Genomic DNA, 17,396 nt, shown 5'->3' on the forward strand with positions numbered 1-17,396 from the left:
GCATTATGGTCAAGTTGCTTGGCATGGGTTTCGCGGCCTGCTCCTTCTTGTTCGCCGGTGCGATTCCGGTTCCAGCCAATTTGACGGGTTCGGTCGGGATGCTTATCGCATCGGCCGTGATCCTTCTCGGCATCGTGTTCCGGTTTGTCGATAGCAACCACCGCCGCATCGCGAAAAACCCAGCCCCTGCAGCCGTTGCGGGTCGCGCCTCTCGCAAGCGAGCAGGTGCTTCGCCCCCGCGTGCGGAGCTTGCCGTGGCGCTACGCTCCTGCCGTTCGGCCTTTGTCGCCATCGCGCTTTTCAGCGGCGTGATCAACATCCTGATGCTCTCAGGCTCAATCTACATGCTGGAAGTTTACGATCGGGTGTTGCCGAGCCGCAGCTTGCCGACCCTATTGGGCCTAAGCGTCCTCCTCGTCATTCTTTACGGCGGCCAGGGCCTGCTCGATTTCATTCGCGGTCGCATCCTCGTGCGGATCGGCGGCGCTCTCGACGAGTCCCTTGGCCCCCGCATCTATGCCAGCGTACTCAGGCTGCCGCTGAAGATCGGCCATGCAGGTGATGGCAATCAGCCGCTCCGCGATCTCGACAACGTTCGCGGATTCCTCTCCGGCGCTGGCCCGACGGCCCTGTTCGATCTGCCGTGGATACCGCTTTACTTGATCGTCATCTTTGCCTTCCACATGGTTCTCGGCGCAGTCGCCCTGCTGGGCGCCACGGTCTTGGTGTTGCTGACCATCGTCGCCGGACGCCTGACACGCGAGCCGGTCCGCTCCGCAACCAGGATCGGCGCGGCCCGCAACGGTCTTGCCGATGCGGGCTACCGCAATGCAGAGGTCATCGCGGCCATGGGCATGGAGGGCGCACTTGCGGAAAAATGGCAGGATGCCAACCTCGATTATCTCGCAGAGCAGCGCAGGGTGAGCGACATTGCCGGCGGCTTTGGCGCGATGTCCAAGGTGCTGCGAATGCTCCTGCAGTCGGCAATGCTCGGCATCGGTGCCTGGCTGGTGATCGAGCAGCAGGCGACGGCCGGCATTATGATCACGGCCTCGATCCTCAGCGGCAGGGCGCTGGCCCCGGTCGATCTGGCCATCGGCAACTGGAAGGGTTTCGTATCGGCGCGCCAGGGCTGGCAACGCCTGAACAAGATCCTGATGCTGTTGCCCGCTGAGGCCGAGCGCATGCCACTGCCGCAACCCAATGCCCATGTCACGATGTTGAATGTCAGTGTTGCCGCACCCGGCACGCAGCGGCTCCTGGTGCAGGAGGCGAGCTTTGGCCTCGAAGCGGGCCACGCCGTCGGCATCATTGGATCGAGCGGTTCGGGCAAGTCCTCGCTGGTTCGTGCACTCGCGGGCGTTTGGCAACCTGTTGTTGGACGCGTCAAACTCGACGGCGCCGACCTCGACCAGTGGTCTCCGCAGGATCGCGGCCGCTTCATCGGTTATCTGCCGCAGGATGTGGAGCTGTTTGCCGGCACGGTCGCCGAGAACATCGCGCGTTTCGAGCCCGATGCCGATCCCGCACCGATCATTGCCGCGGCCAATGCCGCCGGCGCGCATGATCTCATCGTCGGTTTCCGTGACGGTTACGAAACGCAGATCGGCGAGCTCGGCGAAGCCGTGTCGGCCGGCCAGCGCCAGCGCATCGCGCTGGCCCGCGCGCTCTATCGCGATCCTTTCCTGGTGGTGCTCGATGAGCCGAATTCAAACCTCGATGCCGAGGGTGAGAAGGCGCTGCTACAGGCGATCATGGGGGTGCGGGAGCGCGGCGGCATCGTCGTGCTGGTGGCGCACCGGCCGAGCGCGCTCGCCACGGTCGATTTCATCCTCGCCATGAACCAGGGCCGTGTCCAGGCTTTCGGCCTCAAGGACGACGTTTTGGCCAAGCTGTTCCCGCGGCCGCAGCCAACGGTGGTCGCTGTGCCGCGTCTCAGGCTCGCCACCGAAGAGCCGACGCCCGCAGCGGTGGCCGCAGGCGAATGAAGGCAGGAACGATGCTGAGCTCCTCCCACCAATCCATTCGACGCTATATGCGTTTCGGCCTCGTCGCGGTCGCGCTGCTGGTGGGCGGTGTCGGTGGCTGGGCATCGCTGACCCGCATTTCCGGAGCGGTCATCGCCACCGGGGTCCTCGTCGTCGATTCCCACGTCAAGGACGTGCAGCATTCGACCGGAGGCATCGTCGGCGAGATCGCCGTGCGCGACGGAGACCGCGTCAAGCGCGGTGCGCTGCTCGTGCGCCTCGATCCCACCATGCCGGCAGCCAACCTTGCCGTGGTGACCAAGGCGCTCGACCAGCTGTCGGCACGCGAGGCGCGCCTCGAAGCCGAGCGCCAGGGCGCCGACGGCATCGCCTTTCCAAAGGACCTGCTCGATCGCCGCGATGATCCGGCGATCGCCGAGATCATGGCCGGCGAGCTACAGGTTTTCGAGACAAGGCGCGCAGGCCGTTCCGGCCAGAAGAGCCAGTTGCAGGAGCGCATCCTCCAACTGCAGAAGGAGATCGTGGGGAACACGGGCCAGGCAGCGGCCAAGTCGAAAGAAATCACGCTCGTCGAGGAGGAATTGGCCAGCATACGGGAGCTGTGGAAAAAACGGCTGATTTCCATCGACCGCCTGACGGCCATGGAGCGCGAGTCGGCACGGCTCGACGGCGAGCGCAGCCAGCTGATCGCGGCTCAGGCGCAGGCCCAGGGCAAGATTGCCGAGATCAATTTGCAGATACTCCAGATCGATCTCGAACTCGGCACCGAGGTCAACAAGGATTTGCGCGAGATCGACGCCAAGGTCGGCGAACTGACGGAGCGCAAGATCGCCGCCGAGGACCAGCTCAGACGCATCGACATCCGAGCGCCGCAGGACGGCGTCGTGCAGCAGTCCATTGCCCACACAATCGGCGGCGTCATCACCCCTGGCCAGACGATCATGCAGATCGTGCCCGACAGCGACAGCCTGGCCGTCGAGGCCAGGATCGCGCCGAGCGACATCGACCAGCTATGGGTCGGCCAGCCGGCCGCATTGCGCTTCTCGGCCTTCAACCAGCGCACCACGCCGCAGATCAACGGCACGGTCGAGCGCACCTCGCCGGACACGACCACCGACCAGCGCACCGGCATCAGCTACTACACCGTGCGCATCGCGACCACGAGCGCGGAAGTGGCTCGCCTTGGCGAGATCAAGCTGGTTCCGGGCATGCCGGTCGAATCCTTCATCAAGACCGCCGACCGGACCGTGATTTCCTACCTCGTCAAGCCGCTGCAAGACCAGATCAACCGCGCCTTCAGGGAGTGAGGCCAAAGGGCGTGCCAAGAATGATGCTCCTGCCGTTCCTGCGTTGGCCAATGCATCGCCGCCACGGCAGGTCGGGCAGGTTGAGACGGCTGGCCATGCTGGCCCCATTCATCCTGTTGTTCGGCTACATCGTTTCCGGCTTCCTGGGCGTTCGGTTCGACTCGCCCTGGGCCGTGCTCAGGCACCTTGCGGCATTTCCGAACTGTAGCACTGCCCGCGCCGTCGGCCTGGCCCCTGCGCGTTTGGGAGAACCGGGCTACTGGCCGACGCACGACGCCGACCATGACGGCATAGCTTGCGAGCCCTGGAATGGGGCAAGCGCAAGCGGCGTCAAGGTGCATCGCTATTGGCGCACCGGCCGATAGTTTTCACAGCTCCTTTTCCGCTAGTTCGCGGAAGGCGTCGGGGACCGAGCGCCGGGCTTCCAGCGCCACCGCGCCATAGCCGACCGCCTCTCTGCCAAAGCGCTGGCGGATCTTGTCGATGGCACGGTCGGCGCCAAAGCGCGCCAGGCCCTTTTTGCTGCCGGGCCGCTGCTTCTCGTCATCGAGGCCGAGCGGTAGCTCGAGCTGCAGCTCGGCACTGTCTTCCAACTGCGACACCGAGATCGCTAGCAGCGAGATGGTCTTTTCCCGAGGGTTGGCGGCCAGCACGCCGCGTACCAGCTCCTCGGCGATTTCGGCCAGCATCGCGGTCGCCGAAACCGGCTGATCGAGCGTCACCGAGCGCGTGACCGCGTGCAGATCGGCGAAACGCACCCGCACCGTCACCGTGCGGCCGGGTCGCGATTTTGCCCTGAGCCGGCTGGCGACCCGGTCTGCCAGATGCAGAAGAACAGGTCCGAACACATGGGCCTCGGCCGGCCACTTGCCGAGCGCCGACTGCGCGCCGGCCGAATGCGCCCGCCGGTGCGTCTCGAGTTTTCGCGGATCTCGGTTCCACGCCAGCGATGCCAGCTTCTCGCCGGCGGCGGGGCCGAGCAGCCGGCGCAACGCGCCGCTGTGGGTCTTGGCCAACTGGCCGATGGTCTCGATGTCGATCTCGGCCAGCCGCGCTTTGGTCGCCGGGCCGACGCCCCACATCAACCCGACCGGCAGGTCGTGCAGGAAGGCGAGCTCCGTTGCCGGATCGACCACCACCAGCCCGTCGGGTTTCGCCACTTGCGAGGCGATCTTGGCCAGGTGCTTGGTGCGCGCCACACCGATCGAGATCGGCAGGCCGAGTTCAGCCCGCACACGCCGCCGCACCCTGGCGGCGATCTCGGCCGGCGACCCGAACAGATGCGTGCAGCCGGCGACATCGGCAAAGGCCTCGTCGATCGAGATGCGCTCGACCAGCGGCGTGAAATCGTCGAGCACTTTGATCGCGGCGTCGCCCAGCCTCTGGTACTCGCCGAAATTTCCGCCGACAAAGATCAACTGCGGGCAAAGCTCCCGCGCGCGCCGCCCCGGCATCCCGCCGCGCACGCCAAAAACCCTGGCCTCGTAGGAGGCGGCCAGCACGACACCGCCGCCGACGGCAATCGGCTTGCCCCTGAGCGACGGGTCGAGCAGCTGCTCGACCGAGGCATAGAAGGCATCGAGATCCGCATGCAGGATGGTGGGTTCCATCCCGGCCGTTCCTTTGGGCGTTGCAGCATTAGCCGCGTCTGTTGCTAGGGTGGTTTTGACGAACAAATAGAGAACAAACAGGGCTCACTGTCAAGCGAGGTGCTTAACTCCAGTGAATTCGCTGGAGAACCGGCAGTCGATTGATCCGCCTTGCCGCCGGGCGCAGGGAACATTGTCTCTCGCCGCCGCGTTCATTGTCTCGATGGGACACGGTTTCATGGAGGCCGGTATGAGCCAGTTCGAAATGATCGACCTCGTCAGCGTCGCTGACGCCTGCGCGAGCGATCGCGTTGCCGGGCACTGCGTGTCTATGGCCAAGGCCGTGGAAGAGTTGCGGGTGCTGACCGGTGATTTTGTGTCGCCGGACGAGGCAGTCGCCAACGCACTGTCGGCGGTGGCGCTGGGACGCGGCTGCGCGGTGCTGTTCGACGAGCAGTCGGGCGCCGATATCCTGCTGATGCCATAGGCTCAAATGCCGCAAGCGCTTGAAAGGGCCATCCTTCCCGGGCGGCCTCGACGGCTCTGCCGGAAGCTCGATCATCACGTTGGTGGCTGCCCGGTGATGTCGTATCTAGCATTCGACGCCTGCTCGATAAGTTACGCCACGACGGTCATGGCTCCGCTGGTCGCGACCTAAGTATCACAGCCAATAGGGCCTAAGGTCTGATCAGTATAGGGCGTCAGTCGCGCAAAGGGCTGATCCGCTCTGTGATTTCCATATTTATCTTACATTTCAATCAGTTACAAAAATGTCTCCAGCCTTTTGCAGGCCGATTGTCGCGCATCGCAACCCCATTTATCTAAAGTTTACTCCATCGAATTAGCAAATTCTCATACGGCGCTGCTATAGCGAGTCGGCGGAGATGGGCTATCCCCCGAGGAGGTATCATGACATCCCGAAAAACTCTTTTGGCGGCGCTTGCCGCGTTTGCGCTCCTGGCCTCTCCGGCCCTGGCTGGTGCTGGTGGTAACGGCAACGGTGGTGGTCACGGCCATGGCGGTGGCAGCGGCGGCGGCAACGGCCATGGCGGCGGCAACGGCAGTAGCGGCAAATCCGGCAACAGCGCTTCGCATGGCAAATCGGCATCGGCTCATGCCGGCAAGAAGGCCTCGACCGACGACCAGGCTGTCGATGACGTCGAAGTCGCCGCGACGCCCAAGGAAAAGAACATCCACGCCAAGCTTGGCCGGCTGAACTCGCTGCAACGCAACATCAACGCCTATTTGAACTCCAAGAGCAAGAATTTCGCTGGCGTTCAGGCTTATGTGACGGCGTCGGCAGTTGCCAAGAACGCCCAAGCCGCGGTTGACGAGGCAAATGCGGCGGTGACGGCGGCTGAGGAGGCGGTGGCCGCCCAGCAGGCGGCCTTCGATGCAGCGCATGTGGATACGCCGCCAACGGCCGAGGAGCAGGCGGCCCAGGACGCAACGATGGCGGATCTGGAGGCTGCGGTCACGGATGCTGAAGAAGCGGCTGCGAAGGCGCAGGAGGCTGCGGCCGACGCTGCTGCCAATATCCCGTCGCTCGATGACGCACTCGCCGATATGGCCAACAAGCCGGTCGACCCCGAGGTCACCGAATGGGCCAACGGCGTGCTTGCCGAGAAGATCGACCAGATGGCCGCCACGCTGACTCCTCCGGCAACGCCGTAAAGCCGATCGCGGCTAAAACGGCCAGTCGAATGACCAAGCCGCCGGGGTTCGCCCCGGCGGCTTTTTTGACGGCACGGGGGAGCGCCAATATCAAGGGAAAACCGTTACTAACCCCAAGTACGGTATGGAAAATCTTCACTCCCGAGTGTAGCCTTCGCAATACCGGGGTAACGGCATCGGGGGAGAACGACATGCCTAAGGTTTCAGAGCTCTTTTTCAAAACCGCCATCGTGTTCCTCATATTGGGGATCGCGGCCGGCTTGCAGATGGCCATTTCCGGCGAGCACAGTGCTTTTCCGGCGCATGCGCATATCAACCTGCTGGGCTGGGTGACGAGCGCCATCTTCGGCGGCTACTACGCGCTCAATCCGCAAAAGGCGGCACGCCGCATCGCCATGATCCACTACTGGCTCTATACGGTTGGCGTGGTGATCATGCTGCCGGCCCTCTACGTGATGTTGCAGGGAAATCCGGCGCTTGAGCCCGTCGTTGCCGGAGGCTCGCTGATCGTCGCCGCTGCCGTTCTGATCTTTGCTTTCGTGGTTTTCTCGCCTGAAACGACGCGCTCGGTCTCAGGCGTGCCGTCGCCCTCTCGCTAGACTTTCAGGCGTGCGGAGCACTTGGCGGCCGGGCCGGTGCCCGGGCCGTCTGCAGCCGATGGTTGCGGCGCCTGTCGGCGCCCCGCCTCCGGCTCCTGGCCGTCGGCGGTTTCCAGGCCCGGTGCGAATTACTTTGTGACCGTTTGGCGCCGGAACCTTCCATTGGATAGCGCGTTGCGGCGTGGGTATTCGCTCTGCCTCATATACAGGCGTGGAGCAAGCGAAGCCGGCGAGGGGCAGACGGGCAGAGGGCAAAACTAAGCATGGGTTGGAGCACGATACAATGTCGAAAAGAGAAATCGGAACGTCCGCCTCATTGGGCAGACGCATTGCCGATCTGAAAGCCAGGATGCGAAACGCCAGGATTACCGAATACGAGATGCAGGCCTTCCAGAAGGTCGCTGCCATCATGGGGGGTAGCGAAGGGTCCCTACGCATCGATGCCGACGACCTGATGGCGGCGTCCTTCGTCACCGAGGCGCTGGGCGATTCCGCATCGAACTGAAGGTCCGGTCGCGCGCCCGTCGGCTCTCAAGCGCCGACGGTTGCCCGGCGCCGGCCCGCAGGTCGGCGTCGGAGCGTGCACGCAGCACACGCTCAGCGTCGGGCGATTGCCTGTGCGCGCTTTGAAGAGGTCGGGGAGCGATCTCAATGGCGCTTGAAATACTGGACTTCGCGTTCGTGTTTCTCGGCCGCCTCGCGGCTGTCGAAGGTGCCGAGGTTGCGTCGCCGTCCGGTCTTTTCATCGACCTTGCGCGAATAGAGGCGGTATTTTCCTGATTTGAGTTTTCTGATCATAGGTCTCTCCCTGATCACCAGGGCGCCGCTGAAGCCAAGCCGCCAGGGCGCGCCGGCGTGCGAGCGAAGGGGCTGACCGCAGCCGGCCCCTTCGAAAGATATCAGTCGCGATGCTCCGGCATCGCCTTGAGCTGGTCCTTGGTCCAGCTGGTGACGGCGTGGACGTCGCCATCCTCGTCGCGCATGAAATCAAGCTGGCTGGTGGTGACCGCCACCGGCTTGGCGCCGATGCCAAGAAAGCCGCCGACGTCGATGACAACCTGACTGCCATGCAGATGATCGACAGAACCGATCTTCTCATCGTCAGGGCCATAGATGGTCGCGCCTTCGAGAATGTCGGGCGTCAGTTCGGTGCTGGCAAGTCGTGCGTGATTGGTGTGATCCATGACCGGTCTCCTCTGAGTTGGACAATTTCCTAACCAGCGAACAGACGAAGAGTTCCGGTAAAACGCCACGAAAGTCCGGCGCAGACTGCTTCGAGCCTACACCTCGTCGAAAGGACCACCGCGTCGCGCCGGGTCGCGACCAATGGCGGCTTCCTCGGCATCGTCGGGCAAGGCATCGTCACTGTCCTGATAGGGGTTGTCGTCGTCTTCCTCGGGCAGGTCGCCTTCCTTCTCGACACCGGTGGTGTCCGGCAGGCTTTCTTCATCTGCCCCGTCGGGCAGGATCCTTGCGCCACGCAACGCATCCCAGTCCTGCTGGCGCGGCGTCGGGGCTTCCACTTCGTCGCTTGGTTTTCTACGCGGGTCCATGATTTTCTCCCTGGTCAGTGCTTGCATCGAGTAGGCGGAACTCGCCGCCGGCAAGCAGGTTCCCGAAACCGGTCCACCTTGCTTGGGGACCACTTAGGAACCAGTGGGGGAACCACTTTGGGAACCAATTTCCGCTGGGCTGCATTTGCCAAAAGAAGACGATTCCAGACGGAGACCGGACAATGAAGATCTTTGTTTTCTTGCCGTGTGCGCTGCTGGCACTTGCCGGCCCTGCCGCCGCGCAAGACAGCGGCGAGGGCACTCCTCCCGTGCCTTGCCAGGCGCAGCCCCAGGATGGCGGCCAGCAGCCGCCCCTGGCCGATGACGGCAGTGGCAATTCGACCGCCAATCTTGGTTCTTGCGGCGGCGTCCTCCAACCGCCGCCCAGCGGTGACCAGGGCATGACGCAGCCGCCGCCGGACCAGGGAAAAACACCGGTGATCAAGCCCGGCGAGGTGCCTGTGCAGCCACCGAAGCAATGACCTTGCTTGAGGTCTCTACAGTGTGGACCGGGGCCGGCCAGTTCCAGCCTTGGCCAGGCGCAGCGCCGTCACCGGATCAATGCCGGTCCAGGCAATGCCGGCCGTCTCCGTAAAGGCTGTGAACGCCCGCCGCGCCTGGTCCTTGGTCACGTGTCCAGCCCTTGCCATTTCGCAGGCCCTCAGCGCCGTTTCGTAAATCTTGCCGCGCCTGGCGTGCGGCCATTCCTGAAGAAAATTCTGCATCTCGGCCAGCGTGGTGATGTCGCGTCGGGAGCCGGCGCCGACGGCAATTGCCACCGGATTTTGCAGCGGCATATCGTCCATTTTGAAGGTCTCCTGAGGATCATCCTCTAATGCGAATCATGCCTGTGCGTTCCAGCAGCAATGGAACCGATCAATTAGTCTCCACTTACGGAACTAGACCGTACCGGAGGCGTTTGTCTCCAGGAGCCCGCCAATTTGATCCGTGTTGTTTTCGCCTCGTGCGGGAGCTCGGCGGAGCTCGCCAACAACGACAGGAGACGAAGATGAAAACCGTCCTTATTCCAGCAGTCGCCGGGCTCGCCATGATGGCAGGTCTCGGTGTTGCCGTGGCCGACGAGGTCATTGTCACGCAGCCGGCGCAGCAGCAGGTGATCATCACCCCTGAACAGCGCACGGTCGTGCACCAATACGTAAAAAAACATCCGCTGGCCTCGGTTAGTCTTCTCGGCGTTGAGTTGAATGTCGGCTCCGCCTTGCCCGACACCGTCGAACTGCAGGAGGTTCCTGACGTTCAGTACAGATATGCTGTGGTCGACAACCATACAGTGTTGGTCGATCCCAGCACGCGCAGGATCGTTGAGGTGGTCGAATAACGCTGACCACAACTGACCGAACCACCAATACGGCCCTGTCGTTCATCCCAAAAGGGGCGGCAGGGCCGAATGATGAAAGGAGCATTACCCCATGTTGCCGCATGTCGAGACCAACGTGGCGGCGTGTTGCGACAAGCTGTTGGCTGAGCGCAGCACCGCGCTGTTGTCGATGAGGGAAGCGATTGAGCTGCTGCGGGAGCGCACCGGCACGGATCGGTCGGATGCCGACCTCGCCGGGCTGATCACCAAGAAAGCGGCGCTGCTCGGCGTTGCGATCGTTTCCGATCCGCATTGAAAGCACACTCAAGACGCCGGCTCAAATTTCGGCTAATGTTTTCGTGGAATCTGGACCCAACCATCGGACCCAACCACGGAGGCTTAAGTGACGGACGACAGACAGGACCGCATTCGCCAGCGCGCACATGAGATTTGGGAACAGGCCGGCCGCCCAGAAGGCGCGCATCAGGAGCACTGGGAACAGGCCACGGCCGAAATAGATGGTGCGGCCGCCAAACCGAAGAAGACGGCGAAGAAGGCTGCTGCGAAGCCCGTCAAGGCCGACGCCAAGCCCAAGGCTGCAAAGCCGGCGGCCGCAAAGTCCGGCAAAGCCAAGTCGAAATAGGCAAGGGCAGAATTCGCCCGGGCGGCCTCGTTCTGGATGTCGCCGTTCGGCGCACCCGGGTCCGACGAATTGCGCCCCCAACGGGGAGCGCAATTCATTGCGCATGAAGATCGCGTGATACCCTATGCCTCCCAGGCATAACTCGACAGGGCAAAGCGGATACCGGCAGCTGTCATGACCAGTTCGCATTCGGTGATCTGGCGCAGGTGGCGCAGATAGCGCGCCACCGTCTGCGGCAGCCAGCCGGCGCAGGCTTCGACATAGGCGCGGCTGTGAACGAGCGTGCCGGTCGACAGCCTCTCGTCCTTCTCGGCAATCACTTTCAAATATTGGCGGATGAAACGAATATCGTCGGCGATGTCCTGGCTGGCCATTCGCCATGCTCCGGCAACGCGTTCACGCTGGTCGAGCGACAAGGGCGGCAGCAGCGGCAGCGACAACAGCGGGCGGGAGAGGTCGGCGAAGGCGGCATGGTTCGCTGTGCTCACGGAATTCCCCTTGTTGAAAGGAAATATCGTACTTTATGTACGATATTTCGTCAAGGATGACGCGTACAATTTGAACGAATTCAACTTTCGAAATGATGCGGATTTTCCTGAAGCCAAGAAACCTGGCCCAACACACTTCGCGATGACAGTCGAAAAATGCTCTTCCCCAATGCCTCGAACAGTGCTTTAACCCGCCCATCCACAGGGGTGCTCCGTACGGTCGGGGCTGAGATGAGGGCGGCAAGCCTTCGGACCCTAAAGCTGATCTGGATAATACCAGCGGAGCGAGGCGGGCGATGTTTTCCGGTGCACAGATTTCCCTTTATCCCATGACCGACGATTTCGTCGGCGTCATCCTTGGCGCGCTCGGCGCGCTCGATCCCTGGCGCGACCGGCTGAGGATCGAGACCGACGACATCTCGACGCTTCTGGTCGGGCCGCCCGAGGTGTTGTTTCCAGCCATGCGCGACCTGTTCGTGGCGGCCGCCAAAAGCGGCAAGCACTGCGTGCTTTCGGCTGCAGTTTCACGCGGTTGCCCGGGTGAGCCCGACGATCCGATCTGCCGCTCCGACGAGACCGGCGGACCCGCCATTGCGCTGGACGAGCGCAAGCTCGCCGCGATCCGCGCCGTCCAGGCTACGCCATCGACCGACCAGCCGGTGGCAGCACAGTTCTCGCTCTATGTGATGGGCACGGGCGACCATATGGACGAGATTTATGGCTGCATCGATTTCCTGAAGCAGTCCGGCGTCTTTGAACGCTCGAAGAACTTCTGCACCAAATTGCGTGGCGATGCCGGCGCGGTGTTTGCAACGCTCACTGAGGCCTTCTGCCGCTTCGGCCCGGGCGCCGGCCACGTCACCCTCGACATCACGATTTCGGCGAACAGCCCGAGCGCCGTCTGAGCCGCGTCTTTGCGCGCGCCGTTGAGGGAAATTGTCGTGGCTGTTTTGTCCAACCCATTGCGTGGGGGAGATGCCTCCGCTTCTGATCAGCGAGGCGGAGTGGAATCTTCTGCGATTGACGAAGGCCGCGATGCCAGCGAATCTCCCCCCTCGAGGGGGAGATGGCCGGCAGGCCAGAGGGGGTCCGAGCGCGTGGAGCGCCGACGTCCTCCTCGCGTCGGTAGGGCGTGGGCGCTCTATGCGAGACGACCCCCTCTGTCGCCTTCGGCGACATCTCCCCCTCAAGGGGGGAGATTCGCTGGCATCGCCAAGGCCATCCCCGCAGCCATCTCCTTCGCCCTGCTCCTTGCGGCCTGGGAGCTCTACGCCCGCTATGGCGGCGTCACGCATGGCATGCTGCCGGCGCCGTCGCGCGTGCTGCTGCAGGCCTGGGAAAACCGCGGCGCCCTTGCCGACAACACGCTTCCCACCATCCGCGCCACATCAGCGGGCTTCGCCTGCTCGTTGATTGCCGCCTTCGTGCTTTCGGCGCTGGTGGATTTTCTGGCCCCGCTGCGCCGAGCGCTCTTCCCGCTGCTGATCGTCAGCCAGACCTTGTCGCTGGTCGCCATCGCGCCGCTCATAGTGCTGTGGTTCGGCTTCGGGCTGATGCCGAAAATCCTGCTCGTCGCACTGGTCACTTTCTTCCCGATGATGGTGGCGCTGGTCGAAGGCTACGCTGCAACGAGCAAGGAGATTGCCCAGATGCTCGCCGCCATGGGGGCAGGGCGCTGGCGCATCTTCTGGCTGGCGCGTTTGCCTTCGGCGCTGCCCTATTTCTTCGCCGGGCTGCGCATCTCCATCACCTATGCCGTGGTCGGCGCGATCTTCGCCGAATATGCGGGGGCGGCGAAGGGGTTGGGCATCTACATGCTCAACGCCAAGAACAATTTCCGCCCCGATCTGGTGCTCGCCGCGGTCGCCGTCAGCGCGGCGCTCACGCTTGCTTTGTTCGGCCTTGCGGTGCTCATCCAGCGCCTCGCAATGCCCTGGGAACATGCGGGGAGCGAGAGCCGCGACCGCAAGCCTTCGGGAGAGAGCCAATGACACGGCTCGAACTCCGCGATATCAGCAAAAGCTTCGGCGCGCTGGAGGTGCTCGCGGGCATTTCGCTCCACGTCGCGGCCGGCGAGTTCGTTTCTATTCTCGGGCCCTCCGGCGCCGGCAAGTCGACACTGTTCCAGCTGCTGACCGGTGCGCTGAAAGGCGAGGGCGACATGCGCTTCGACGGTGCGCCACTCGACGACCATGGCCGCCATTTCGCCTTCATGCCGCAGCGCGACGCGCTGATGCCGTGGCGGCGCGTCATCGACAATGTGACGCTGGGGCTGGAGGTGCAGGGCATGAAGCGCCGCGAGGCGCGCGAGCAAGTCGCGCCGCTGTTCGCCGAATTCGGCCTTGCCGGTTTCGAGCGCGCCTGGCCGGCAGAGCTCTCCGGCGGCATGCGCCAGCGCGCCGCGCTTTTGCGCACAGTGGTGCAGCAACGCGACATGCTGCTGCTCGACGAGCCCTTTGGCGCGCTGGATGCGCTGACACGCGCGGCCATGCAGCGCTGGCTGGAAGGCATGTGGCAGCGTCATCGCTGGACGGCGCTGCTGATCACCCATGACGTGCGTGAAGCGGTGTACCTGTCGGACCGCATTTATCTCCTGTCGGCGCGGCCGGCCCGCATCATCAGCGAGATTGCCGTGCCGCTGCCGCGCCCGCGCGCCGCCGGCAGCGATGCCGCGCGCCAGGCCGCTGCGCTCGAAGCCGAAATCCTCGACACGCTGCTCAATCCTGGGACTGACCGAGCTTCGTTCCCGCAGACCGCTCAAAGGAGATCATCATGACCAAATTCACCCGCCGGCAAGCCTTGCTGCTGACGCTGGCCGCCGGACTGCCGCTGGCCTCGCGCGCTCATGCGGCTGCGCAAAAAGTCACCGTCGCGCTCGACTGGACGGTCAACACCAACCACATCGGCCTGTTTGTTGCTCGCGACAAAGGTTTTTACGACGAGGCCGGGCTCACCGTCGACATCCTGCCTTATGGCGATACCGGCGCCGGCACGCTGGTTGCCAACCGCATCGCCGATTTCGGCATTGCCGGCGTCGGCCTGTTCACCCAGCGCGCCGCCGGCGCCGACCTCAAGGCGGTTTACGCCGTGGTGCAGCAAGAGACCGGCCGGCTGGTCTTCAACGCGGATCGCAGCGAGATCAAGAGCCCGAAGAATCTCGACGGCCTGACCTATGGCGGCTTCGGCAGCGCCTGGGAAAACACGCTGATCTCGACCATTATCCGCCACGATGGCGGCAAGGGCAGTTTCGAGACGGTGACGCTCGGCACCTCGGCCTATGAGGCGCTGGCCAACGGCTCGGTCGATTTCACGCTGGAAGTCTCGACCTGGGAAGGCGTCGATGCCGAACTGAAGGGCATCAGGCAGCGCGGCTTCCGCTATGCCGATTATGGTGTGCCCGACGAGCACACCACCGTCATCTGCTCCAGCGATGCCTATCTCCAGGCAAACCCGAAAGCGGCGTCGGCCTTCGTCGAGGCTACGCGGCGCGGCTATCAGTTTGCCGTCGATCATCCGCAAGAAGCCGGCGATCTGCTGATCGCGTCCAACAAGGACGCGCTGACCGACCCGGCGCTGATCCACGCTTCGCTGAAGATGCTGGTCGAGGGGCACTTCCTCAGAAGCGAGGCCGGCGTTATCGGCACAATCGACAAGGCCAAGGTCGAGGCGATGGGAGATTATCTCTTCAACGCCGGCATATTGCTCGACGCCGACGGCAAGGCGCTGAAGGAGCGACCGGATTTTGGAGCGTATTTCACGAACGAGTTTTTGGGGGCGTAATCTCCCCCCTCGAGGGGGAGATGGCCGCGAAGCGGCCAGAGGGGGTCGGTCCGACTGGGCTCGACTTACCCCTGCAGATGGAGAGTCGGCGCTTCACGCGCGGCGACCCCCTCTGTCGCCTTCGGCGACATCTCCCCCTCGAGGGTAGGGCTATCGCATATGACATTTTCTGAGATGTTTGCCCGGCACTTACCCCCACCCTTAATCCCTCCCCACAAGGGGGAGGGAGACCCTGCTGGCGCTGATCTTGGCAAATTACTGAGGTCTGGATGCAAGGGCGGAGACAAACAGGGCGTGCGGCAGCGTTCCCTCCCCCTTGTGGGGAGGGTTAGGGTGGGGGTCTTCTTCGTAAAAACTCATATGCGATAGCCCTGGCCCGGAGGGGGACAGCATGCGTTTAGGCGACAATCTCAAAATCTATCCGGTTGCAATGATGCTCTTGGCCGCGCCGCAAATGGCGTTTGCGCAGGAGTGGTGGCAGGGCGCCTTCGCCAGTGAAGGCTCGAGCCCGTGCGACAACAATGACTCCATCGTGACGTTCACCGACAAATCGGCGGACATGTGGGAAGTCGCTTGCACCGTCCAAAAAGTCCAGAAACTGAAAGGCCTGGACGCCATCATTCTCGACATGACCTGCTCGGACGATGAGCAGAGCGTCGACAAAAGACGAACGCTGCTGCTCAAGCTCGATGACAACAAGTTGCTGCGCTATCCGGAAAACCAGGTGCTGCAGCGTTGTTCGGAGCTGGCAGGCAACGCAAAGAACTGAGCCGGACCAGCGAGACTTGGGGCTTAGAGGGAACAGTCAGGGAACGGTGCCGAAAAGCACCGGTCATTCCATTTCAGATTGCTGGCGGTTCCAAATTCGACGCAAAGCCACGTTGCCGCCATATTCGCGGTGGAAGCGAGGATGCGGGTGATGCAGCGGCGTAAGCCATCGGCGCGCCCGCAATGTCGCATCGCGGTCCGCTTTTTCACGGCTGAGTGATGCAGGTCATGGTTGGCTAATTGTTAACAGTGCCAACTTTAGAGTGCGGGCGATATCGCCCAATGATCGAGCAAGTAGCGGAACGCTATGCGCCAAACGCTACAAGAATGTCTGGAACGTCGATGAGAACCAGCCGCCGCTTTTTCCTTTCCGGAGCCTCCGCGCTCGCCGTCGCCATGGTCGCTAATGTCGCCAGCGCGCAGGACGTCATCGACGATATCCTGAAATCCTCGGCCCGCGGCAATTGGGACGACCAGTTCGACGCCCGCGCCTCGGAAGGCGGCAAGGTCGCCTCGACGCTGCCGATCTTCAGCCTGCAGACGGTCGCTTTCACCGAACAGGCGGTGGCACAGTATCAGAACATTGTCGCCCAAGGCGGTTGGCAAGACGTTCCGGCGACCAAGAAGCTACAACTCGGCGTCGACGATCCGGATGTCGTGCCGCTGCGCAAGCGGCTGATAATTTCGGGCGACCTGGCGCAGAGCGCCGGCATTTCGACGTCGTTCGATTCCTATGTCGACGCGGCGGTCAAGCGCTTCCAGACCCGCCACGGCCTGCCGGCAGACGGCGCCATGGGCAAATACACCTATGCCGCGATGAATGTTTCGGCGCAGATCCGCCTCGGCCAGCTGCAGACCAATCTGGAGCGGCTGCGCGAAAAGGCCGGCACGCTGGGCAGCCGTTATGTGCTGGTCGACATTCCGGCGGCACAGATCGAGGCGGTCGAGAACGACCGCGTCGTGTTGCGTCACACCGCAATCGTCGGCAAGATCGACCGCCAGACGCCGGTGGTCAATTCCAAGATCAACGAGATCATCGTCAATCCCTACTGGAATGCGCCGGTCTCGATCGTGCGCAAGGACATCATTCCGCTGATGCGGAAGAACCCCAGCTACCTCACGGACAGCCATATTCGCCTGTTCGCGCCGGATGGCAGCGAAGTTGATCCAATGAACGTCGACTGGTCGACGGACGACGCCGCCAAATACCGCTTCCGTCAGGATCCGGGCTCAGGCAACGCCATGGCCTCGGTCAAGATCAACTTCCCAAGCCCGGACGGCGTCTATATGCACGACACGCCGCAGCAGAGCCTGTTCGGCAAGATGATGCGCTTCGATTCCTCGGGCTGCGTGCGCGTGCAGAATGTGCGCGACCTCGTCACCTGGATCCTGCGCGACACCCCCGGTTGGGACCGCCAGCATTTCGAGGCGACCATCAAGACCGGTGAGAACACGCCTGTGCAGGTCGTCAACCCGGTGCCGGTGCACTTCCTCTATCTGTCGGCGTGGTCGACGGGTCCGGGCGTTGTGCAGTTCCGCGACGACGTCTACGCACTCGATGGCGCCAGCGAACTGCAGATTACATCTTCGCTATAAATATTTGATATAATTAACAAAATGCCGCCGGAAAGGCGGCCTTTTTTGTTGCGCCGCTCTGGCTGGACTCGGCCTATATGAGCCTTCACCAGC

General features: G+C 63.1%; 23 protein-coding genes and 1 riboswitch. Of the genes, 17 read left to right on the forward strand and 6 right to left on the reverse strand.

Annotation, left to right across the window (positions count from 1 at the left end; all coding sequences use genetic code 11):
• The first annotated feature begins 254 nt into the window (after positions 1 to 254).
• From AC04SH_RS22695 to AC04SH_RS22705, 3 genes are all read left to right on the forward strand, one after another.
• Entirely contained in the window at positions 255 to 1,988 is a 1,734-nt protein-coding gene (locus AC04SH_RS22695) for a type I secretion system permease/ATPase (protein WP_488576723.1), read from the forward strand.
• 11 nt (positions 1,989 to 1,999) lie between these two features.
• Positions 2,000 to 3,295, forward strand: coding sequence for an HlyD family type I secretion periplasmic adaptor subunit (locus tag AC04SH_RS22700; protein ID WP_477234666.1), 1,296 nt, complete (start codon positions 2,000 to 2,002; stop codon positions 3,293 to 3,295).
• Between the two features lie 95 nt (positions 3,296 to 3,390).
• A complete protein-coding gene (locus tag AC04SH_RS22705; RefSeq protein WP_477234664.1) occupies positions 3,391 to 3,660 on the forward strand; it encodes an excalibur calcium-binding domain-containing protein in 270 nt (89 codons plus the stop codon).
• Between the two features lie 3 nt (positions 3,661 to 3,663).
• Here the strand turns inward: AC04SH_RS22705 and dinB are convergent, their stop codons facing one another.
• Positions 3,664 to 4,905: a DNA polymerase IV gene (gene dinB, locus AC04SH_RS22710; protein ID WP_488576724.1), complete on the reverse strand. Its 1,242-nt coding sequence runs from the start codon at positions 4,903 to 4,905 to the stop codon at positions 3,664 to 3,666.
• Between the two features lie 229 nt (positions 4,906 to 5,134).
• Here dinB and AC04SH_RS22715 point away from each other — a divergent pair, with 229 nt between their 5' ends.
• The 4 genes from AC04SH_RS22715 to AC04SH_RS22730 all read left to right on the forward strand — a co-directional run bounded on the left by AC04SH_RS22715 (position 5,135) and on the right by AC04SH_RS22730 (position 7,662).
• Positions 5,135 to 5,371, forward strand: coding sequence for a hypothetical protein (locus AC04SH_RS22715; protein ID WP_488576725.1), 237 nt, complete (start codon positions 5,135 to 5,137; stop codon positions 5,369 to 5,371).
• A gap of 422 nt (positions 5,372 to 5,793) precedes the next feature.
• On the forward strand, positions 5,794 to 6,558 hold the full coding sequence (locus AC04SH_RS22720) for a hypothetical protein (RefSeq protein ID WP_488576726.1): 765 nt from the start codon (positions 5,794 to 5,796) through the stop codon (positions 6,556 to 6,558).
• Positions 6,559 to 6,749: 191 nt separating this feature from the next.
• Positions 6,750 to 7,157, forward strand: coding sequence for a hypothetical protein (locus AC04SH_RS22725; RefSeq protein ID WP_488576742.1), 408 nt, complete (start codon positions 6,750 to 6,752; stop codon positions 7,155 to 7,157).
• A 283-nt stretch (positions 7,158 to 7,440) separates the two neighbouring features.
• Positions 7,441 to 7,662, forward strand: a complete 222-nt coding sequence (locus AC04SH_RS22730) for a hypothetical protein (protein ID WP_477234656.1) — start codon at positions 7,441 to 7,443, stop codon at positions 7,660 to 7,662.
• A gap of 143 nt (positions 7,663 to 7,805) precedes the next feature.
• Here the strand turns inward: AC04SH_RS22730 and AC04SH_RS22735 are convergent, their stop codons facing one another.
• From AC04SH_RS22735 to AC04SH_RS22745, 3 genes are all read right to left on the reverse strand, one after another.
• Positions 7,806 to 7,955, reverse strand: coding sequence for a hypothetical protein (locus AC04SH_RS22735; RefSeq protein WP_142870100.1), 150 nt, complete (start codon positions 7,953 to 7,955; stop codon positions 7,806 to 7,808).
• A gap of 101 nt (positions 7,956 to 8,056) precedes the next feature.
• Positions 8,057 to 8,341: a PRC-barrel domain containing protein gene (locus AC04SH_RS22740; protein ID WP_142870101.1), complete on the reverse strand. Its 285-nt coding sequence runs from the start codon at positions 8,339 to 8,341 to the stop codon at positions 8,057 to 8,059.
• Positions 8,342 to 8,437: 96 nt separating this feature from the next.
• Complete coding sequence (locus tag AC04SH_RS22745) at positions 8,438 to 8,710, reverse strand: hypothetical protein (RefSeq protein ID WP_352587470.1); 273 nt, start codon at positions 8,708 to 8,710, stop codon at positions 8,438 to 8,440.
• Between the two features lie 182 nt (positions 8,711 to 8,892).
• On the opposite strand from AC04SH_RS22745, the gene AC04SH_RS22750 reads away from it, so the two are divergent.
• The gene (locus AC04SH_RS22750; protein WP_488576727.1) at positions 8,893 to 9,192 is read left to right on the forward strand and encodes a hypothetical protein; all 300 of its coding nucleotides are present in this window, start codon (positions 8,893 to 8,895) and stop codon (positions 9,190 to 9,192) included.
• Between the two features lie 15 nt (positions 9,193 to 9,207).
• Here the strand turns inward: AC04SH_RS22750 and AC04SH_RS22755 are convergent, their stop codons facing one another.
• Complete coding sequence (locus AC04SH_RS22755; RefSeq protein WP_488576728.1) at positions 9,208 to 9,516, reverse strand: DUF982 domain-containing protein; 309 nt, start codon at positions 9,514 to 9,516, stop codon at positions 9,208 to 9,210.
• A gap of 203 nt (positions 9,517 to 9,719) precedes the next feature.
• On the opposite strand from AC04SH_RS22755, the gene AC04SH_RS22760 reads away from it, so the two are divergent.
• The 3 genes from AC04SH_RS22760 (at position 9,720) to AC04SH_RS22770 (ending at position 10,671) form a co-directional block, all read left to right on the forward strand.
• Positions 9,720 to 10,049: a DUF1236 domain-containing protein gene (locus AC04SH_RS22760; protein ID WP_477234646.1), complete on the forward strand. Its 330-nt coding sequence runs from the start codon at positions 9,720 to 9,722 to the stop codon at positions 10,047 to 10,049.
• A 91-nt stretch (positions 10,050 to 10,140) separates the two neighbouring features.
• Positions 10,141 to 10,344: a hypothetical protein gene (locus tag AC04SH_RS22765; RefSeq protein ID WP_477234644.1), complete on the forward strand. Its 204-nt coding sequence runs from the start codon at positions 10,141 to 10,143 to the stop codon at positions 10,342 to 10,344.
• A gap of 87 nt (positions 10,345 to 10,431) precedes the next feature.
• Entirely contained in the window at positions 10,432 to 10,671 is a 240-nt protein-coding gene (locus AC04SH_RS22770; protein WP_112566789.1) for a DUF2934 domain-containing protein, read from the forward strand.
• Positions 10,672 to 10,793: 122 nt separating this feature from the next.
• Here AC04SH_RS22770 and AC04SH_RS22775 read toward each other — a convergent pair whose 3' ends face one another.
• Positions 10,794 to 11,159, reverse strand: a complete 366-nt coding sequence (locus AC04SH_RS22775) for a hypothetical protein (protein WP_112566792.1) — start codon at positions 11,157 to 11,159, stop codon at positions 10,794 to 10,796.
• 193 nt (positions 11,160 to 11,352) lie between these two features.
• A riboswitch (TPP riboswitch) is annotated at positions 11,353 to 11,465 on the forward strand.
• On the opposite strand from AC04SH_RS22775, the gene AC04SH_RS22780 reads away from it, so the two are divergent.
• The 6 genes from AC04SH_RS22780 to AC04SH_RS22805 all read left to right on the forward strand — a co-directional run bounded on the left by AC04SH_RS22780 (position 11,456) and on the right by AC04SH_RS22805 (position 17,303).
• Positions 11,456 to 12,064 carry a YkoF family thiamine/hydroxymethylpyrimidine-binding protein gene (locus AC04SH_RS22780; RefSeq protein ID WP_488576729.1) on the forward strand — a complete coding sequence of 203 codons (609 nt, stop codon included), beginning with the start codon at positions 11,456 to 11,458 and terminating at the stop codon, positions 12,062 to 12,064. It overlaps the preceding riboswitch by 10 nt.
• Positions 12,065 to 12,256: 192 nt before the next feature.
• Complete coding sequence (locus AC04SH_RS22785; protein ID WP_488576730.1) at positions 12,257 to 13,150, forward strand: ABC transporter permease; 894 nt, start codon at positions 12,257 to 12,259, stop codon at positions 13,148 to 13,150.
• Entirely contained in the window at positions 13,147 to 13,935 is a 789-nt protein-coding gene (locus AC04SH_RS22790) for an ABC transporter ATP-binding protein (protein WP_488576731.1), read from the forward strand. The genes AC04SH_RS22785 and AC04SH_RS22790 overlap by 4 nt, the downstream gene beginning before the upstream one ends.
• A complete protein-coding gene (locus AC04SH_RS22795) occupies positions 13,932 to 14,939 on the forward strand; it encodes an ABC transporter substrate-binding protein (RefSeq protein WP_488576732.1) in 1,008 nt (335 codons plus the stop codon). Before AC04SH_RS22790 ends, AC04SH_RS22795 begins: the two co-directional genes overlap by 4 nt.
• A gap of 391 nt (positions 14,940 to 15,330) precedes the next feature.
• Positions 15,331 to 15,708 carry a hypothetical protein gene (locus AC04SH_RS22800; RefSeq protein ID WP_488576733.1) on the forward strand — a complete coding sequence of 126 codons (378 nt, stop codon included), beginning with the start codon at positions 15,331 to 15,333 and terminating at the stop codon, positions 15,706 to 15,708.
• A 341-nt stretch (positions 15,709 to 16,049) separates the two neighbouring features.
• Positions 16,050 to 17,303 carry a L,D-transpeptidase family protein gene (locus tag AC04SH_RS22805; RefSeq protein WP_488576734.1) on the forward strand — a complete coding sequence of 418 codons (1,254 nt, stop codon included), beginning with the start codon at positions 16,050 to 16,052 and terminating at the stop codon, positions 17,301 to 17,303.
• The last annotated feature ends 93 nt before the right edge of the window (positions 17,304 to 17,396 follow it).

It is taken from the genome of Mesorhizobium sp. CNPSo 4688 (assembly GCF_057784295.1).

Excerpts from the sequence above, each read along its gene's own strand:
- AC04SH_RS22715 (WP_488576725.1), top strand. The coding sequence starts at position 5,135 with ATGAGCCAGTTCGAAATGATCGACCTCGTCAGCGTCGCTGACGCCTGC.
- AC04SH_RS22760 (WP_477234646.1), top strand. The coding sequence starts at position 9,720 with ATGAAAACCGTCCTTATTCCAGCAGTCGCCGGGCTCGCCATGATGGCA.
- AC04SH_RS22790 (WP_488576731.1), top strand. The coding sequence starts at position 13,147 with ATGACACGGCTCGAACTCCGCGATATCAGCAAAAGCTTCGGCGCGCTG.
- AC04SH_RS22700 (WP_477234666.1), top strand. The coding sequence starts at position 2,000 with ATGCTGAGCTCCTCCCACCAATCCATTCGACGCTATATGCGTTTCGGC.
- dinB (WP_488576724.1), bottom strand. The coding sequence starts at position 4,905 with ATGGAACCCACCATCCTGCATGCGGATCTCGATGCCTTCTATGCCTCG.
- AC04SH_RS22725 (WP_488576742.1), top strand. The coding sequence starts at position 6,750 with ATGCCTAAGGTTTCAGAGCTCTTTTTCAAAACCGCCATCGTGTTCCTC.
- AC04SH_RS22735 (WP_142870100.1), bottom strand. The coding sequence starts at position 7,955 with ATGATCAGAAAACTCAAATCAGGAAAATACCGCCTCTATTCGCGCAAG.
- AC04SH_RS22750 (WP_488576727.1), top strand. The coding sequence starts at position 8,893 with ATGAAGATCTTTGTTTTCTTGCCGTGTGCGCTGCTGGCACTTGCCGGC.
- AC04SH_RS22745 (WP_352587470.1), bottom strand. The coding sequence starts at position 8,710 with ATGGACCCGCGTAGAAAACCAAGCGACGAAGTGGAAGCCCCGACGCCG.
- AC04SH_RS22805 (WP_488576734.1), top strand. The coding sequence starts at position 16,050 with ATGAGAACCAGCCGCCGCTTTTTCCTTTCCGGAGCCTCCGCGCTCGCC.
- AC04SH_RS22800 (WP_488576733.1), top strand. The coding sequence starts at position 15,331 with ATGCGTTTAGGCGACAATCTCAAAATCTATCCGGTTGCAATGATGCTC.
- AC04SH_RS22730 (WP_477234656.1), top strand. The coding sequence starts at position 7,441 with ATGTCGAAAAGAGAAATCGGAACGTCCGCCTCATTGGGCAGACGCATT.
- AC04SH_RS22755 (WP_488576728.1), bottom strand. The coding sequence starts at position 9,516 with ATGGACGATATGCCGCTGCAAAATCCGGTGGCAATTGCCGTCGGCGCC.
- AC04SH_RS22740 (WP_142870101.1), bottom strand. The coding sequence starts at position 8,341 with ATGGATCACACCAATCACGCACGACTTGCCAGCACCGAACTGACGCCC.
- AC04SH_RS22720 (WP_488576726.1), top strand. The coding sequence starts at position 5,794 with ATGACATCCCGAAAAACTCTTTTGGCGGCGCTTGCCGCGTTTGCGCTC.
- AC04SH_RS22765 (WP_477234644.1), top strand. The coding sequence starts at position 10,141 with ATGTTGCCGCATGTCGAGACCAACGTGGCGGCGTGTTGCGACAAGCTG.
- AC04SH_RS22705 (WP_477234664.1), top strand. The coding sequence starts at position 3,391 with ATGCTGGCCCCATTCATCCTGTTGTTCGGCTACATCGTTTCCGGCTTC.
- AC04SH_RS22795 (WP_488576732.1), top strand. The coding sequence starts at position 13,932 with ATGACCAAATTCACCCGCCGGCAAGCCTTGCTGCTGACGCTGGCCGCC.
- AC04SH_RS22780 (WP_488576729.1), top strand. The coding sequence starts at position 11,456 with ATGTTTTCCGGTGCACAGATTTCCCTTTATCCCATGACCGACGATTTC.